The sequence below is a fragment of the Nocardia sp. GP40 genome, from assembly GCF_050434125.1.
Classification (GTDB): Bacteria; Actinomycetota; Actinomycetes; order Mycobacteriales; family Mycobacteriaceae; genus Nocardia; species Nocardia albiluteola.
Genome location: NZ_JBNPVW010000018.1, coordinates 149,445 through 165,892 on the forward strand (window position 1 = coordinate 149,445; position 16,448 = coordinate 165,892).

Genomic DNA, 16,448 nt, shown 5'->3' on the forward strand with positions numbered 1-16,448 from the left:
GTGGTATTTAAATACCATCACAGGAGAGGTCATCGTGGTCGAGCTGAAGACGCCCGCCGAGATCGAGAAGATGCGCGTGACAGGGCAATTCGTCGCCGAGACGCTGGCGGCGCTGCGCGAGCGCGCCCGCGTGGGCGTGAATCTGCTGGAACTCGAGCGGTTCGTGCGCGAGCGCATCCGGGAGCGCGGTGCGGTCTCGTGCTACTGGGATTACGCGCCCTCCTTCGGCCGCGGCCCGTTCCGCAACACCGTCTGCCTTTCGGTGAACGATGCTGTACTGCACGGACTTCCGTTCGATTACGCGCTACGCGACGGCGACATGCTGACCGCGGATCTGGCGGTCGGGATCGATGGCTGGGTCGCCGACGCCGCGACCACCGTCATCGTCGGCACACCCGCCGAGCCCGACGTGCGCCTGGCCACCGCCACCGAGGAGGCCCTCGCGGCGGCCATCGCGGTCGCGGTGCCCGGCAACCGGATCGGCGACCTCTCCGCCGCGATCTCCGCGGTGGCCCGCGCACACGGATATCCGGTGAACACCGAATTCGGCGGCCACGGCCTGGGCCGCACCATGCACGAGGATCCGCACGTCGCCAACGACGGCCGTCCGGGCCGTGGCCTGCGCCTGCGGCCAGGTCTGACCATCGCCATCGAGCCGTGGTTCGCGGCCACCACCGACAAGATCGTCGTCGACCCCGACGGCTGGACGCTGCGCTCGGCCGACGGCTCACGCACCGCCCACAGCGAGCACACGATCGCCGTCACCGCCGACGGGCCGCAGATCCTCACCCTCGCGGCCTGAAACTGCCGCCGCTCTCACGGCAACTCGGCCCGGATCGGCTGCTCTGGAATGCGTATCGCCCAGCGAGATCGGCGCTGCACACCGGCCAGGCCACGGGGAATGACGTCGGTCGGGATCCGCTGGCCGCCTGTGCCGTGCGGAATCCGCATCGACGGGCTCGGGATCGGCGACGCATCGGCGGGCCGAACCGCCAGGCATGTCTGCCGTCCCACCTCCGAACCAACTAGGCTGTGGCCGTGGACAACCCCTTCGGCGCGATCGGCACCGCGAATTACGTTCTGCTGACGACATTCCGCAAGAACGGCACACCGGTGGGCACGCCGCTCTGGGCGGCCCTGGACGACGGCAAGCTCTACGTCTGGACGGTCACCGACAGCTGGAAGGTCAAGCGGATCCGCAACAATCCCGCGGTGACCCTGCAGCCGTGCAGCGCCGGCGGCAAGACTCGCGGCGCGGTGGTGAACGGCAACGCGCGGATCCTGGACGAGGCCGGCGGCGACCGGGTCCGCGGGCTGATCAAGCGGAAGTATTCGCTGCAGGGCTGGCTGATCGTGACCGGCAGCCAATGGCGGCGCGGGCGCGGCGGCACCGTAGGCATCGAAATCACGGCCGACGCATAAATTTCAGGACGGTAGGGCCAGCGCCTCGGGCCCGACTCGGCCGTAGGCACTGCCCGCAACTACCCCGCGGCGGCCCGTTCGGTGATTGCGATGCCGATCGAGCGGTCGCTCCCGAGGAACAGCTTGTGCGCCCGGATCAACACGGTGCCGAGCGCCCCGTACTTGTGCCCGACCAGCCCGCGCACCCGCTCGGTCCCGGGCGCGTCGAGGAGTTCGGCGGTGCCGTTCAGCACCTCACCCCCGGCCGGCTGCCCGCGGCGATCGCATTCCTGCAGGGTGACCTCGGGATTGCGGCGGATCCGCTTGACCTTCCAGGCCTTGGGATTGGTCCACACCACAATCCGGTCGCCGTCGGCTGCGATCCACACGGGAGCCCCGACCGGTGTGCCGTCCTTTTTATAGGTCGTCAGCACCGCGTATTTACTCTGCGCCAGCTCGTTCCATGTCATGACACAACGCTATGCCTCGAGCGCCCGCGGGTACATCCGCTCCCGGACGCACCCGCAGGTACGACCACGGACGTAACCGACCACGCCATCACGCACCCGGTGACGCAGGCGAGGCCTCGAGGCGAGCGGACCCCTACTCCAACTCACCCTCGGTCTCGAGATACACCTGCCGCAGCCGATCCAGCGTCTCCCGCTCGGGCGCTTCCCACAGCCCGCGCTCGGCGGCCTCCAGCAGTCGCTCGGCGATGCCGTGCAGCGCCCACGGATTCGACTGCTCCATGAACTTGCGGTTGGTCTCGTCGAATACGTAACTCTCGGAAAGTTTTTCGTACATCCAGTCGGCCACGACATTGGTCGTCGCGTCGTAGCCGAACAGATAGTCGACGGTGGCGGCCATCTCGAACGCGCCCTTGTAGCCGTGCCGGCGCATGGCCTCGAGCCAGCGGGGATTCACCACCCGGGCGCGGAATACCCGGGTGGTCTCCTCCGACAGCGTGCGGGTGCGCACCGCATCGGGCCGGGTGCTGTCGCCGATGTAGGCCTCCGGATTCGTGCCGGTCAGCGCCCGGACCGCGGCGACCATGCCACCGTGATACTGGAAGTAGTCGTCGGAGTCGGCGATGTCGTGCTCGCGGGTGTCGGTGTTCTTGGCCGCGACCGCGATGCGGCGATAGGCGCTGCGCATATCGTCCGCCGCGGGCGCGCCGTCCAGGTCGCGGCCGTAGGCGAAGCCGCCCCACGCGGTGTAGACCTGTGCGAGGTCGTCGTCGGTGCGCCAGCTCTTGGAGTCGATCAGCTGCAGCAGGCCCGCGCCGTAGGTGCCCGGCTTGGAGCCGAATATGCGTGTGGTGGAACGCCGTTCGTCGCCGTGCTCGGCCAGGTCGGCCCGACTGTGGGCGCGGACGTAATTCGACTCGGCGGGCTCGTCCAGGGCCGCGACAAGGCGCACCGCATCGTCGAGCATCGCGAGCACGTGCGGGAAGGCGTCGCGGAAGAACCCGCTGATCCGGACCGTCACATCGATGCGCGGGCGGCCGAGTTCCGCCAGCGAGATCGGTTCCAGGGTGGTGACCCGTCGGCTGGCCTCGTCCCAGACCGGCCGGACGCCCAGCAGCGCCAGCACCTCGGCAATATCGTCGCCCGAGGTCCGCATCGCCGAGGTGCCCCACACCGACAGGCCCACCGAGCGCGGATACCCGCCGTGATCGGCGAGGTACCGCTCCAGCAGCGAGTCGGCCATGGCCTGGCCGGTCTCCCAGGCCAGGCGCGAGGGCACGGCCTTGGGATCCACCGAGTAGAAGTTGCGACCGGTCGGCAGCACGTTGATCAGGCCCCGCAGCGGTGACCCGCTCGGTCCGGCCGGGATGAATCCGCCGTTCAACGCGTGCAGGATGCGTGAGATCTCGACCCCGGTCCGGCGCAACCGCGGCACCACCTCCGTCGCGGCGAAACCGAGGACTCGGCGAACCGCGGCCCGCCGATCATTCTGGCCTTCCGGCGAATTCGCCCCTTCCGGGACGGCGGCGTTCACGAACAGGCTCTCGGTGAGCGCGTCGATGGCATCGACGTCCCAGTCGGCCTCCTGCATCGCCGAGACGAGTTCGCGCGCCAGCTTCTCGAACGCGTCCACCCGCTCGCGCGACTCGTCACCGGATTCGCTCAGCCCCAACGCCTCTCGCAGGCCGGGCACGTGATCCTCACCGCTCCACAGCTGCCGGGCGCGCAGCATGGCCAGGACCAGGTCCACCTCGGCCTCGCCGGTGGGCGCCTGGCCCAGCACGTGCAACCCGTCGCGGATCTGCACATCCTTGATCTCACACAGCCAGCCGTCGACGTGCAGCAGCATGTCGTCGAAGGATTCCTCGTCCGGGCGCTCGGCCAGTCCCAGATCGTGGTCCATCTTGGCCGCGCGCATCAGAGTCCAGATCTGCTGGCGGATGGCGGGCAGTTTGGCCGGGTCCAGGGCGGAGATGTTGGCGTGCTCGTCGAGCAACTGCTCGAGCCGGGAGATGTCGCCGTAGGTCTCCGCGCGCGCCATCGGCGGGATCAGGTGGTCCACCAGGGTGGCGTGGGCGCGGCGCTTGGCCTGGGTGCCCTCGCCCGGATCGTTCACCAGGAACGGGTAGATCAGCGGCAGATCGCCCAGCGCGGCGTCGGTGCCGCAGGACGCGGACAGGCCCAGCGTCTTACCCGGCAGCCACTCCAGATTGCCGTGCTTGCCCAGGTGTACCACCGCGTCGGCGGCGAAGCCGTCGGCGTCGGCCAGCCAGCGGTAGGCGGCCAGGTAGTGATGGCTCGGCGGCAGGTCCGGATCGTGATAGATCGCGACCGGGTTCTCACCGAATCCGCGCGGCGGCTGCACTATCAGCACCACATTGCCGAATCGCAGTGCGGCGATGACGATCTCACCCTTGGGGTCCGCCGAACGGTCGACGTACATCTCGCCCGGCGGCGGGCCCCACGCCTCGACCACCGCGGCCCGGAAATCCTCGGGAAGGGTGCCGAACCAGGCGGCGTACGCGTCCGCACCGATCCGAATCGGGTTGCCCTCCAACTGTTCCGCGGTAAGCCAGTCCGGATCCTGGCCGCCGGCGGCGATGAGGGCGTGGATCAGTGCGTCGCCGTCGCCCTGCTCGAGTCCGGGAATCTCCCCCTGGGCCCCCAGATCGTAACCGGCGGAACGCATCTCGGACAGCAGCGCGATCGCGCTGGCCGGGGTGTCCAGGCCGACGGCGTTGCCGATCCGGGCGTGCTTGGTGGGATAGGCGGACAGCATGAGCGCGATCTTCTTGTCCTGCACCGGAATATGACGCAGCCGCGCGTGCCGCACCGCGATGCCGGCCACCCGGGCGGCCCGCTCCGGATCGGGGACGTAGGTGGACAGCCCGTCCTGGTCGAACTCCTTGAACGAGAAAGGAACCGTGATGATGCGGCCGTCGAATTCGGGCACCGCCACCTGGGTGGCCACGTCCAGCGGGGACAGCCCCTCGTCGGCGGCCGACCACTGCTCGCGCCCCGAGGTCAGGCACAGGCCCTGCAGGATGGGCACATCCAGGTCGGCCAGCGCGCCGATGTCCCAGGCCTCGTCGTCGCCGCCCGCCGAGGCGGTGGCGGGCCGGGTGCCACCCGCGGCGAGCACTGTCACCACGAGGGCATCCGCGGCGCGCAGGGTGTCGATCAGTTCCGGCTCGGCGGTGCGCAGCGAGGCACAGTACAGCGGCAGCGGGCGGGCGCCCGCGCCTTCGATCGCCGCGCACAGCGCCTCGATGTAGGCGGTGTTCCCGGCCAGGTGCTGGGCGCGGTAGTAGAGCACCGCCACCGTCGGGCCGGTGATCCCGGCGCGCGGCGTGCGCTCCAGTTCACCCCAGTTCGGCAGCTGGACGGCCGGCTCGAAGCCGTGACCGGTGAGCAGCACCGTGTCCGACAGGAAGTTGTACAGCTGAAGCAGATTCCCCGCACCGCCCGCGGCCAGATAGTTGTGCGCGTCGGCCGCGACACCGCCGGGCACGGTGGAGCATTCCATCAGCTCGGCATCGGGCGCCATTTCGCCGCCGAGCGCCACCACCGGAACTCCGCTGGCACGCACCGCCTCGAGCCCCTCCTCCCAGGCACGGCGACCGCCCAGGATGCGCACCACCACCAGATCCGCGCCCTCGAGCAGGGCGGGCAGATCCTCGAGTAGCAGCCGGGCCGGATTGCCCAGCCGGTAGCCCGCCCCGCTGGCCCGCGCGGACAGCAGGTCGGTGTCGGAGGTGGACAGCAACAGGATCACGATTCGGACCTTTCCTCGGGGTAACGCGCCCATCAGGGTGTACGCCTGCCGAGAGGGTCTGACTGTCACAGTGGCGCGACCGTACCGGAATTGCACCGGATTCCTTCGGAGGGTGAGCTCTGCGAAACCTTACGTGATCGCGGATGATGGCCGGTGACCCGGATACACCTTCTGACCTCGGGTGTACCGAGTCACCGGTGTCCGGCCCGCCCCGGTTGTCTCCGAATCACTGCACATCACTGCCAAAACATCAACAAAACTGCAACAGAGAAGGCCAGAACTACTCCGCCAGCAAACTTCTGGCCGTCTTGATACGGCCCCCGACGGGACTATCGGCGTGTTGCGGTAGCAGCGCACGGAGAGAATTCCGACCGAACCAGCGGACAGCAGTCACGCAGCAAACGATGACGGTGCGCGTCGAGAGGCTGAGCGAGACAGGCATCGACCGTACGGAGCCACCTGATCGACCACTACCTCACCGGGTAAGCCTGGCGTGTTCGGCTGTCACCTGCGCGAAAGCGCTGAGAAAACGGTCCCAGGTCCCGTCGGCCATCGAGTGGTGCATCCCCAGACCACGATCGATCGACCGGAGGGGAATCGACCCGCAGATACAGATCGCCGGAACGTGCTCGGCGTAGCAGCCGGCAATCCCGTTGATCGCACTCATCGAGCCGACAGCGTTCGTGACGAGCAGCGCCCCCCGGATTCGCGAACTCCTCGGCCCAGTAACCGGTCGCATACCGCGAACCGTCCTTCACCACCCAGTAACTGGCACCGCTGACGATGAAAAGTACCTTCGCCACAGTCAATGCTCCTCTTCGATTCACGCATGCCGTCGACGGCATGCGGGCCCGCGAGGCAGTCCGCGCGCACGAACTGGCGGGCGAGGGCCATCTGCTGCGGCTGTGGCGGCCGCCCTTGGCACCGGGACAGTGGCGGACACTCGGACTATTCTCCGCCGAGACCTCGGACCAGCTCGAGACCGAACTCGCGTCGATGCCGTTGCGCGTCTGGCGCACTGACGAGGTGACGCCCCTGGCGGTACATCCCAACGACCCCGGCAACCGGACCTCAGCGGCGCCATCGATGGAGTTCCTCGTGACGATGACGATCACTACGCCGGAGGATGCGACGACCGAGGCGATCGAGGATCGGGAGACTCGCGAGGCCGCCCGCGCCGGCGAACTGGCAACGCAGGGCATTCTGCGCCGGCTCTGGAAGCTCCCGGCCGCGGCCGGGCAGCAGCGAACCTTGGGCCTGTGGGCCGCGTCGGATGAGCCGGTTCTGGCCTCGACGTTCCGGTCACTCCCGTTGCACGACTGGATGATCGTGACGACAACGCCACTGTCGGCACACCCGAGTGACCCGCTGAGCACCGGGACCTGACCCGGTTCACGCACGGCACCGTGCCGTCGGTTCGCGACGGCCTGTGGTCAGCGGCCCGGCCCGCCGGTCGGTCCACGATCGCCGCTGCCGAGACCGGGATCAGCACCCTGCGCCGTCACAGTGTGGTGATCATTCCGCCGTCGATGATGAAGTCCGATCCGGTGATGTTTTCCGCCCGCGAACTGGAGAGAAATACCGCGGCAACATCCTTCGGACGGGTGAACCGCCCGGTCACAGTCTGCTCCGCTACGGTGCGGGCGACATCGTCCGGATCGCCGCCCGCGGTGGCGGCGATGGCGCGGGCCACACCCTGCTCACCCATCCACAGGTCGGTCGCGACCGGACCGGGGCTGATGATGTTCACCCGAATACCTTGCGCACCTACCTGTTTCGACAAGGCCTTGCTGAAGTTGGTGAGGGCGGCCTTGGCGGCGCTGTAATCCATCACGGTCGGATCGGGCAGCTTGGCGTTGACCGAGCTGATGGTAACGGTGAGGTCGGCGCCGGCATGGCGGGTATCGGCCTCGCGCCGGTCACCACCGCAAGCGTGTCGGTGAGTCCCAGATCCACAGCCGTGCTCCTCGTTCGGTATCAGAATCCTTTGTCCGCCAGCCAGTCCAGGACCGCGTCCGCGACCTCTTTCCAGCCGCTAACGATGGTGAGCGAATAGCCGCGGCCTTCGAACTGCCGCAGTTCGGTGACCGCGGTGGAATCGCGGTACTGCTTCAACGTCGAGCGGGTCACCACGTCCCGGACGGTATGGTCCTCAAGACCCGAAATGAGAAGCAAGGGACCACGATCCGCATTGCCGGTGTCGACCGCCGCCTGCGAGTGCAGGACAAAGTTCGCCGCTGCAGCCTGGAAGAGCGGGCGGGCCGGCGAGGGCACGGTCCACGTATCGAACAGCTCGTCGGACTCCTGATCACTGACCGCGCTTCCGAAGCCGAAGCGGAATTCCTGTTTGGTGAGCGATACCGCCTTGTGCAGATTCGCCGGGTTGCCCAGGGCCGGCAGGCCGGCGCGCAACTGCGCCAGCGGCAACGGGAGCACCCCCCTTGATCTGGGCCGGATCGATCGCGACTCCCGCGACGCCGAGCCTCGGGATCGCCGTTGACGTCGTGTCGCGATTTCGGAAGGTGCCGAGCACGGCGATGGCGAGCAGCAGTGCCGCGGCTGCGGCGAACCAGTCGCCGAAGCGGGCATAGACGGTGGGGCCGGCGGGCTGGGGGATGTCGGCGAGGACCGATCGGGTCAGGGTGATGTCGGTGTTCGAGGAGGCTAGGATTCTGCCGTGCGCGTCGCTCAGGACCAGGTCGCCCAGTTGTGCGGCACGGGCTGTGCCGAGACCGGATTCGACGCCGCGCAGCACGGCCATGCGACTGTGCAGCCAGTGATCCTTTCGGAAGTCCAAGGCCGGAACCAGCAGCAGGCTCGCGCCGTGATTGCGGTTGGCGCGCACCAGATCCGGGAAGTCGAGGTCGAAGCAGACGGCCAGTGCCCATGAGGTGCCGGGTAGCCGTGTCAGTTCGGTTCCTGCGCTCGAGGCGGACTCCAAACCCGGCACCAGGTGGTGTTTGGCGTAGACGAGGCCGGACGGGAAGTCGATCGCGGCATTGATGGCGGTTCCGCCCCGGGTGAAGATCAAGCCCGCGATCACGTCCACATTGCGGCGCACCGCCACCTCGCTGAGTGGGCCGGACAGCATGGGCAGAGTGGATTCGGTGGCGCGCCAAGATTTCTCGGGCAGGACCACGATTCGGGCGCCGCGGTCGGCGAGCCGGTCGATCTCGGCGACGGCCCGGGTGATCATGTCGCGGCCGTCGGCGCTGTCGACCGGCACGTAGTCCTCGGGCTGTGTCACTGCGAGCAGGGCCACTGGCACCGGGTCACGACCCGCGGGGCCGGACAGCTGCCAGAATCCGTAGCCGCCGACCGCGATCAGCACCGTGAGCGCGACGGCCGCGCAACGAATGCGGGAGCGGCGCGGAACGGTGACGTCGATCAGTATCGCCGCTACCGTGGGGACCAGCAGGATCAGGAACGAGATGCCCAGTCGCCCAGTCAGTGCCGCGACCTGGATCACCGGCAGCACATCCGCCTGCGTGTAGGCCAGGCTCCACCAGGCGCCGAACGGCGCGGCGATGGAGATCAGGTATTCCATGAGAACCCAGCCCGCCGGTAACGCGAGTACGGCCGAGCCGGGTCGGCCGCGCCGGATCAGGGTGCTGGTCAGCGCGATCAGGCCGGCGTAGGTTGTGGCCGTGACACCGAGCAGCAGGATGGACGGTAGAGGCGGCTGTTCGAGTGTGCTGGAGAAGTAGGGAATGAAGGGGATCGCGCCGAGAAGCCAGGAACCGAACCCGGCAGTGAAGGCCACCCAGCTCGATACACGGGAGGCGATCAGCAACACCGGGAGCGGAGCCAGGGCAACGATCCCGGGATACGGGTGCAGACCGGTGCCGAGCAGCCACAACACCGCCGAGATCGCCACCGCGATCGGAACCGACAGAGAATGTTTCATTCCATCGATGCTGCTTGGCGCGGCTACCTCACGCATCGCCGACGGGAGCGAATCGGGGATCGCTCCTACGAGTGATCGCGCCCGGGAATCACCAGTCCGGCCTCGTAGGCGAAAACCACGGCCTGCACGCGATCTCGCAGTGCCAGCTTCGAAAGCACAGTACTCACATGGGTTTTCACGGTGTGCTCACTGACCGTCAGCGCGCGGGCGATCTCCGCGTTCGATTGGCCGCGCGCCAGTTCACGAAGCGTGTCAAGTTCTCGGTCGGTCAGACAGCCGAGGCGGTTCGCCAGCTCCGGGCGTGGGCGGCCCGGCTCGGTCAGCCTGGTGATCAGGCGGCGGGTAATCGCCGGTGACAGCAGTGCCTCACCGGCGGCGACCACCCGGACCGCCTGCACGAGTTCGTCGCGGCGCGCGTCCTTGAGCAGGAATCCGCTCGCACCCGCATTCAGGGCGGCGTAAACGTATTCGTCGGCGTCGAACATGGTCAGTACCAACACTTTCGCCCTCGTGCGCGCACAGATAGCCGCAGTGGCCGCGACCCCGTCCACACGTGGCATGCGGATATCCATCACCACCACTTCGGGGGCCAGCGCCTCGGCCTTCTCGATGGCCTCGAACCCGTCGGCGGCCTCTCCGACCACCGTCATATCAGCTTGGGCGGACAGGATCATGGCGAAGCCGCCGCGGAAGAGGTCCTGATCGTCGACGACGAGTACTCGCATGGTCACAGGCCCCTGGTGATCGGCAATTCGGCGACGAGAGTGAAACCGGAGCCGGAGCCGTTGTCACGCAATACACCACCGCAGGATTCGACACGTTCGCGCATACCGATCAGGCCGGATCCCGTGCGCACGGTGTCATGTCGCCCGCGACCGTCGTCGCTGACTCGTACTGTGAGCTGTGTTGCCGACCAGTGCAGTTCGACGTCGGCATGCTCGGCACGCGCATGTTCGAGTGTGTTGGTCAACGCCTGCTGCACCACTCGGTACGCCGTCACATCGACCTCTCCCGATACTGCTCGGCGCCCGCCCTTTTCGTGGAACGTCGCCGACACGCCGCCGCGGCCGCACATTCTCACGAGGTCGGGGATCGCGGCGATACCGGGCTGGTGGCGCGCATCATCCCAGCCGTCCCGCATGCTGGCGAGGCTGAGCCGCAGTTCGTGGACCGCGGCACGGCCGGTATCCGAGATACCGGCGAAGGTGGCGTCGGCCCGATCCGGATCGGCGCGGGTGAGCAGCGGGCCGGTCTCGGCCTGCACGATCATCAAACCCAGCGCGTGCGTGACGATATCGTGCACATCGCGGGCGATCAGTACTCGCTCACGCGCTACCACCGCGACCCGCTCCTCATCGACGCGAAGTGCCCGCTCTCGCAGCAGCTCGATCTGTGTGTGACGTGCACGCACACCCGTGCCCAGCGTCCACGCAGTCAGGAACGACAGTGCCGCATAGCCGTAGGCCTCGATCGGTTCGCCGGGCAGGACCAGCGAGGCGACGATGCCCAGTACCCCGGTCACCGCCGCGACCAGCCGCACGGCGGCCCCGCTGTAGGCGGCGATCGTGTACGCGCACACCACGGTCGCATACGGCAGCACTGGCAACGCGTACACACAGGCCAGTGCGATGATCCCGGTGCCGACCACACCCAGAGTGGGCAGCGGTGCACGCCTGCGCCACAGCAGCGGCACCGACGCCACCAGCGCCAGCCCGATCACCCATGGGGCGCGCCCCTCCGCGATCTGTGGTCCGACTGTCGCCGCTGTCACCAGCACGGTGATAGCGGCATCGACCATCCACCCTGGCGCTTGCCGGAACCGCTCCGCAGTCCTTCCGGCAAGCCTCTCCTGGGCTTGCATCACCTCACCACCTTCGCGAACACCCATAGCCCGTCGAGTCTCCCTGGTACCGCGCCGCCGCGCCTCCCCTATGCGGACGATCCGCCTCTCATTCGCGAGATTGATCGTTGCGAGCGGCCATGGCGGAGCTGTCCGAACAAACGCACCAGTCCGGGCGGCCGAGGCGGACGACCACGACGGCGTCGGCCGCTCTCATCGTGGGCGGGGCGGTCTCCTCTCGTCGCCGTGCGGACCCGGTCAGTGTGTGGGTATGAGTGGTCGCAGTGCCTGGGCGATGAGTTCGATGGTGTCCGGTTCGTGGCCGTTGACGGGGGCTGCTGCGGTGAATCCGTTGATTCCGGCGGCCAGGACGCGGGTGCGGACTTGTTCGGCGACATCGTCGGGGGTGCCGACGAAATGGGTGGAGGTGAGTGATGCTCGGAGGTCGTCGGACAGGATGTCGAAGCCGCGGGCGTGCATGTAGTTCTGGTGGTGTCGGTGAGCCGTGGTGCGGTCGGCGGCAATAAATACGGTGCCGAAGACGCTGGTAGTGAGGGTGGACGGGTCGCGCTGTTGTTCACGGCAACGTTGGTGAAGCGCCTCGAGTTTGCGGGGCAGTTCCGCCGGCAGCGCCATGATGTCGGCATGGGAGGCGTACCGCGCAGCCAGGGCGAAGGTCTTCTTCTCGCCGCCACCGCCGATCAGGATGGGCAGGTCGTCACGCAGGCGCGGCTCGTTGATGGCGTTGTCGGTGTCGTACCAGGTTCCGGTGAAGGTGGAGCGTCCGGTGCGCAGCATCTGCTCGATGATCTGCAGGGCTTCGGCGAGTCGCTCGAATCGCTCGCCGGTGGTGCCGAAGTCGTAGCCGAGTTGCCGGTGTTCGGGCTCGTACCAGCCTGCTCCAATGCCGAGCTGTGCGCGGCCGCCGCTGATCACGTCGAGGGTAGTGACCATCTTGGCCAGCAGGGCTGGGTTGCGGTAGGTATTGCCGGTCACGAGGGCGGTCAGTTGCACCGTCGAGGTGGCCGACGCCAAGGCTGCCAGGGTGGTATAAGACTCCAGGATCGGTGCGTCAGGCGGGCCCCAGTGCGGGATTTGGGAGAAGTGGTCGATCACCGCAACGGTATCGAAGCCGGCGGCCTCGGCGCGGCGTGCTTGCGCCATCACCGTCGGGAAAAGGGCTTTCACCGGTACCGCATAGTCGAAGGCAGGAATGACGTAGCCCAGCCGGATTGCCATGGTTCTCCTCGGATCGCTGGTGGGGGCCGTCGGAGAACCGTGCCGGTGCATCGCCTCGTCCGGACAACCCCACGTTGACCAGCAGAATGAAATCAGGGGATGCGGCAGCCAATCAAACAACCAATCCCCAGCAAGCCACAGCGATTGGTTGTGCAACCAGATCGCGTTGGCCCCCGTGATGTCTTGGGACGCACACTGTTCGTTGGCCTCGGCGGCGGTGAGGAATCCGGGTTGGATCTACCGCAAGCGGTTGGTGCCCGTAGGTCGGTGCCGGTGCGACGGTATAGGTGCCGCCGGTCAGCACGCTGGGGCAGTCGATGAAGCAGGCTACGACCAGTCCGTCGGGACGGCCGGCAGGTCGGAACAGGCCGCTGACCGCGCCGGTTCGGCGTCCACCGGGCCAGCCGGGCGTAGCGCCCCGGCCGGCCGGTCGTCCTACCAGGCGACCACATCCCCCTGGTTCTGATCGCGAACCCTGGTGCCCTTGTTCACGACACCAGCTCAACCACTCGTGTCGCCCCGGCTCGGCCGCAGCGAGCCGACACGTCTGGTCACCGTGAGGTGTCGGGGCGACGCACGTCGCGGACGGTGCGCAGGGCGGCGCTCGAGGCGATGATGAGGATCGGCAAAGTGAGCAAGCCCAGCGGCCCCACGAGCAGGGGGTCGGGCACGTGATCGGGGGAAGCGGTGAGTCCTGGCAGTGGTAGCGCGAACTCGTTCAATCCGACGTGGGCTGCCACTGCGGGCCAGACCGAACCAGTCTTTATCCGGATGACGGCAATCAAGGCGCCTGCGCCGACCGCGACGGCCACGGCCACCGGGATCGCGATGTACAGCGGATGGCCAGGATAGCTGCCGCCGAGCGCAGTCATCGGCAGATGCCACAGACCCCACAGCACGCCGCCAAGGCAGATGCCCGCCACAGTGCCGAAGCGAAGTGTCAATCGCGGCATCATGTATCCCTGCCAACCGATCTCCTCGCCGAGGTACAGCGGAAGGGAAACCAGCGCCGATACCGGTAGCGCGAGCAACGACCACCACGAATCCGACCATGTCGGTCGATACGTACCGAGCACTGCTGCGGGGATCAAGCCCACAGCAGTGATCGCAGGCAAAGCCATGCTGGCGTACAGGCATTGGAGCAGGACTCGCCGTGGCGAACGGGGCAGGCCCAGCGCGAGGATCCGCGGCAGGCTGCGCCATGGATGATGCCGTCGAGTCAGCACGATCGCCACCGCGGCTGGGACCACCATCATGGTGAACAGGCATGCCGCCACCAACGGCCCCGCATGTTGTGACGGCGCCGCACGCCGGAATCCCGACAGCCACAAGGGCGACGCCACCAACCATGCGCCGATATAAGCGGCCGGCACGAAATACCACAGCTCCCGGACAGCCCGCCTGATCGGATCATTTCGATGATCTCCAGTGGCGGAACGCAATTCGCTCTGATTCGTCACACTCGGCAACGCTATGCACGTCACGGTGGTCGCGCGGTGACGTGCGCACCCCGGCCGATGGTGGAGCCTGCGACACCATCGGTGGCTGAGCCGGGATGAGAGACTCTCGAGGTGTCTGGTGTGTTGCGGTGGGATCGTGTGTGGGGCGGGGTGCGCGCCAGTGCGGTCACGCTCGGGATTGGCCTCTACGCGATCATCGCGGTGCCCGCGATGGCCTATACCGCGGTCACGTGTGTTGTGGGCATTGGATTCGTACTCGTGCCACCACAATTACGGCTTCTCGGACGGATCGCGGATGCCGAACGCCGCAGGCTGGGCGTGTCACTGGGATTAAGATGCGAACCGCAGACAGGGCGGCCTTTCCGGTGGCTGCCCGCGCTCGTGGTCGACCCAGCGGTATGGCGCGAGTTGCGATGGGCCGTGATCATGCTGTTCGGCGGAACTCTGCTGGGTGTATTGGGTATCGCACTGTTCGTGTTGCCGTTGCTTTGCTTCGCGGCGGTGTGGCTGTGGTGGTTGTTCCCGGCCGACGACCCCATCCGGATCATCGCCAATGTCCCGATCACCGGGTGGATGTCGGCGTTCACGGCGGGAGTCGTGCAGTTGGTCATCACCGTGGCGGCGGCCGTCGTTTGTGGGCCGAGGGTCGCTCGCGCGGGCCTGTGGCTGTCGTGGGCGGGCCTACGAGCGAGTAGACGAGGGCGCATGGCGCAACAGGTCGCCGAACTGCGGCGCACCCGGTCCGGGGCCATCGACGCACACGCTGCGGACCTCCGGCGCATCGAGCGCGATCTGCACGACGGCACGCAGGCGCACCTGGTCGCCCTCGCACTGCGATTGGGACTGGCACTGCGTGTGCTGCAACGCGATCCAGCCGCGGTCGCGCCGCTGTTGGAGCAAGCGCGCGACGGCGCGGAAGCCGCGATGGCCGAGCTGCGGACCGTATTGCGCACCACATATCCACCGGTCCTGTCCGACTACGGACTCGACGGCGCCCTGTCCGCCGCAGCGGCACGTTGCACCGTTCCCACTCGTGTGCGGGTCGAGACCATCGAGAACCCGCCTGCTGCAGTGGAAGCGGCGGTCTATTTCGTGGTCACCGAGGCGATCACCAACATCGCCCGTCATTCGGGCGCCACCGCAGCACTGGTCGACATCCGCGCGATCCGCGAATCCGTCACGATCGAGATACGCGACAACGGGCGTGGCGGCGTCGACGAGTCCGGCGGCACGGGTGTGTCCGGCATGCGGCGGCGACTGGAAGCACTTGATGGTGTTCTCACCGTGGACAGTCCCGCGGGAGGACCGACGATCTTGCGAGCGGAGTGCCCATGCGCATAGTGATCGCTGAGGACAATGTCGTTCTCGCTCAGGGACTTTCGCTGCTGTTGGAGGAGGTAGGCGATGAAGTCGTGGCGATTGCCGGCGACGGCGACTCGTTGGCCTCCTACCTTCCGCCACGAAGGCATCCGCGCGGCATTGCGCGTGCGTTCGGAAATTCCCGGCCCGCCCGTACTCGTCTTCTCCACGACCCCGTTTCCACCCTGACGCCGAGAGAACGTGAAGTCCTCGAATTGATGGCCCAGGGCTATGCCAACGGCGAGATCGCCCGAAAACTCACCGTCACCGAACGCGCCATCCTCAAACACATCGGCAATATCTTCACCAAACTCGATTTGCCGGCGGAAGAAACCGGCCACCGCCGGGTCCTCGCCGTGCTGGCCTACCTCAGTCGATAGATGCCGCCCGGATAGCGCCCGAGAGAGGCTGTCACTCCAGCATGTCGGCGTGCTGGAACTTGGCGGGTTCGGTGGTCCGGGAACCGTGGTGGCCGTGGAACTCGAGCGCGATCGAGCCGTCGGCGAGTCTCAGCAGCGGTTCGGAGGCGGTGTCATTTCAGCCAACGGACCCGGCTGGGGTCGGCTCGTGTGAGGCAGGATCGTTGTCCACCTGCGCGCCGAGGTATTCGATGCTGCGTGGGCGACCCGTTGTCCACTGGGTGAAATCATGTCCGAAACCAGGCTTCCAGTCCGTCGGGCAGGAGGGCCGCAACACCTCGGTCCGGTGCGGGCCGACCCAACTGGTGGCCCGTTGTCCCATGCCGGTTGTGCAGTTCATCTGCCAGGTCACACGGTAAGTGTCATCGGTGTCGTTATGGCATCTGTAGTCGTCGCCGCAGTTCAGCCCAGGGGCTACTTCTCCGGCGGCGGCCTGGGGGGAGAGTATCGCGGCGATGGCAGCGATCAGGGCAGTGATGCCCACACCCGCTGCGAATCGGGCCCGCGGTTCATTACTGTGCGTCATGATCGCCAACGGTAGACACGCCAGCACACCCACACAGTAGTGCTGCCTCCCCAAC

Annotated in this window: 15 protein-coding genes and 1 pseudogene; 5 read left to right on the forward strand and 11 right to left on the reverse strand. The window is 67.4% G+C overall.

Features of this window, described 5'->3' with window-relative positions:
- The first annotated feature begins 34 nt into the window (after window positions 1–34).
- Window positions 35–802 carry a type I methionyl aminopeptidase gene (map, locus tag ABH933_RS39125; RefSeq protein ID WP_429419350.1) on the forward strand — a complete coding sequence of 256 codons (768 nt, stop codon included), beginning with the start codon at window positions 35–37 and terminating at the stop codon, window positions 800–802.
- Between the two features lie 236 nt (window positions 803–1,038).
- The gene (locus ABH933_RS39130) at window positions 1,039–1,422 is read left to right on the forward strand and encodes a PPOX class F420-dependent oxidoreductase (RefSeq protein ID WP_429419348.1); all 384 of its coding nucleotides are present in this window, start codon (window positions 1,039–1,041) and stop codon (window positions 1,420–1,422) included.
- A 59-nt stretch (window positions 1,423–1,481) separates the two neighbouring features.
- On the opposite strand, the gene ABH933_RS39135 is transcribed toward ABH933_RS39130, so the two are convergent.
- From ABH933_RS39135 to ABH933_RS39145, 3 genes are all read right to left on the reverse strand, one after another.
- A complete protein-coding gene (locus tag ABH933_RS39135; RefSeq protein WP_429419347.1) occupies window positions 1,482–1,871 on the reverse strand; it encodes a PPOX class F420-dependent oxidoreductase in 390 nt (129 codons plus the stop codon).
- 133 nt (window positions 1,872–2,004) lie between these two features.
- Window positions 2,005–5,643, reverse strand: a complete 3,639-nt coding sequence (gene cobN / locus ABH933_RS39140; protein WP_429420174.1) for a cobaltochelatase subunit CobN — start codon at window positions 5,641–5,643, stop codon at window positions 2,005–2,007.
- A gap of 475 nt (window positions 5,644–6,118) precedes the next feature.
- Window positions 6,119–6,382: a thiamine pyrophosphate-binding protein gene (locus ABH933_RS39145; protein ID WP_429455239.1), complete on the reverse strand. Its 264-nt coding sequence runs from the start codon at window positions 6,380–6,382 to the stop codon at window positions 6,119–6,121.
- Between the two features lie 44 nt (window positions 6,383–6,426).
- On the opposite strand from ABH933_RS39145, the gene ABH933_RS39150 reads away from it, so the two are divergent.
- Window positions 6,427–7,029, forward strand: coding sequence for a muconolactone Delta-isomerase family protein (locus ABH933_RS39150; RefSeq protein ID WP_429419345.1), 603 nt, complete (start codon window positions 6,427–6,429; stop codon window positions 7,027–7,029).
- 115 nt (window positions 7,030–7,144) lie between these two features.
- Here the strand turns inward: ABH933_RS39150 and ABH933_RS39155 are convergent, their stop codons facing one another.
- The 7 genes from ABH933_RS39155 to ABH933_RS39185 all read right to left on the reverse strand — a co-directional run bounded on the left by ABH933_RS39155 (window position 7,145) and on the right by ABH933_RS39185 (window position 13,864).
- Window positions 7,145–7,675 (reverse strand): SDR family oxidoreductase, encoded by a 531-nt coding sequence (locus tag ABH933_RS39155; RefSeq protein WP_429455244.1) that lies wholly within the window; start codon window positions 7,673–7,675, stop codon window positions 7,145–7,147.
- Window positions 7,621–8,070 (reverse strand): hypothetical protein, encoded by a 450-nt coding sequence (locus ABH933_RS39160; RefSeq protein WP_429419343.1) that lies wholly within the window; start codon window positions 8,068–8,070, stop codon window positions 7,621–7,623. The genes ABH933_RS39155 and ABH933_RS39160 overlap by 55 nt, the downstream gene beginning before the upstream one ends.
- Window positions 7,952–9,550 (reverse strand): nitrilase-related carbon-nitrogen hydrolase, encoded by a 1,599-nt coding sequence (locus ABH933_RS39165; protein WP_429419341.1) that lies wholly within the window; start codon window positions 9,548–9,550, stop codon window positions 7,952–7,954. Before ABH933_RS39165 ends, ABH933_RS39160 begins: the two co-directional genes overlap by 119 nt.
- Window positions 9,551–9,615: 65 nt before the next feature.
- A complete protein-coding gene (locus ABH933_RS39170) occupies window positions 9,616–10,281 on the reverse strand; it encodes a response regulator (RefSeq protein ID WP_429419339.1) in 666 nt (221 codons plus the stop codon).
- The gene (locus ABH933_RS39175) at window positions 10,278–11,438 is read right to left on the reverse strand and encodes a sensor histidine kinase (RefSeq protein ID WP_429455241.1); all 1,161 of its coding nucleotides are present in this window, start codon (window positions 11,436–11,438) and stop codon (window positions 10,278–10,280) included. Before ABH933_RS39175 ends, ABH933_RS39170 begins: the two co-directional genes overlap by 4 nt.
- A 210-nt stretch (window positions 11,439–11,648) precedes the next feature.
- Entirely contained in the window at window positions 11,649–12,629 is a 981-nt protein-coding gene (locus ABH933_RS39180) for an LLM class F420-dependent oxidoreductase (RefSeq protein WP_429419335.1), read from the reverse strand.
- 551 nt (window positions 12,630–13,180) lie between these two features.
- On the reverse strand, window positions 13,181–13,864 hold the full coding sequence (locus tag ABH933_RS39185) for a CPBP family intramembrane glutamic endopeptidase (RefSeq protein ID WP_429419333.1): 684 nt from the start codon (window positions 13,862–13,864) through the stop codon (window positions 13,181–13,183).
- A gap of 345 nt (window positions 13,865–14,209) precedes the next feature.
- On the opposite strand from ABH933_RS39185, the gene ABH933_RS39190 reads away from it, so the two are divergent.
- Both ABH933_RS39190 and ABH933_RS39195 read left to right on the forward strand, forming a co-directional pair.
- A complete protein-coding gene (locus ABH933_RS39190) occupies window positions 14,210–15,430 on the forward strand; it encodes a sensor histidine kinase (protein WP_429419331.1) in 1,221 nt (406 codons plus the stop codon).
- Window positions 15,421–15,828 (forward strand): annotated as a pseudogene (locus tag ABH933_RS39195) (response regulator transcription factor). Before ABH933_RS39190 ends, ABH933_RS39195 begins: the two are co-directional and overlap by 10 nt.
- Before the next feature lie 157 nt (window positions 15,829–15,985).
- On the opposite strand, the gene ABH933_RS39200 reads toward ABH933_RS39195, so the two are convergent.
- On the reverse strand, window positions 15,986–16,393 hold the full coding sequence (locus tag ABH933_RS39200; protein WP_429419329.1) for a hypothetical protein: 408 nt from the start codon (window positions 16,391–16,393) through the stop codon (window positions 15,986–15,988).
- Between the last annotated feature and the right edge of the window lie 55 nt (window positions 16,394–16,448).

Bases quoted from the DNA above. Each gene is read 5' to 3' on its own strand.
- ABH933_RS39180 (WP_429419335.1), bottom strand. From the start codon at position 12,629: ATGGCAATCCGGCTGGGCTACGTCATTCCTGCCTTCGACTATGCGGTA.
- ABH933_RS39200 (WP_429419329.1), bottom strand. From the start codon at position 16,393: ATGACGCACAGTAATGAACCGCGGGCCCGATTCGCAGCGGGTGTGGGC.
- ABH933_RS39175 (WP_429455241.1), bottom strand. From the start codon at position 11,438: ATGGGTGTTCGCGAAGGTGGTGAGGTGATGCAAGCCCAGGAGAGGCTT.
- ABH933_RS39145 (WP_429455239.1), bottom strand. From the start codon at position 6,382: ATGCGACCGGTTACTGGGCCGAGGAGTTCGCGAATCCGGGGGGCGCTG.
- ABH933_RS39135 (WP_429419347.1), bottom strand. From the start codon at position 1,871: ATGACATGGAACGAGCTGGCGCAGAGTAAATACGCGGTGCTGACGACC.
- ABH933_RS39150 (WP_429419345.1), top strand. From the start codon at position 6,427: ATGAAAAGTACCTTCGCCACAGTCAATGCTCCTCTTCGATTCACGCAT.
- ABH933_RS39165 (WP_429419341.1), bottom strand. From the start codon at position 9,550: ATGAAACATTCTCTGTCGGTTCCGATCGCGGTGGCGATCTCGGCGGTG.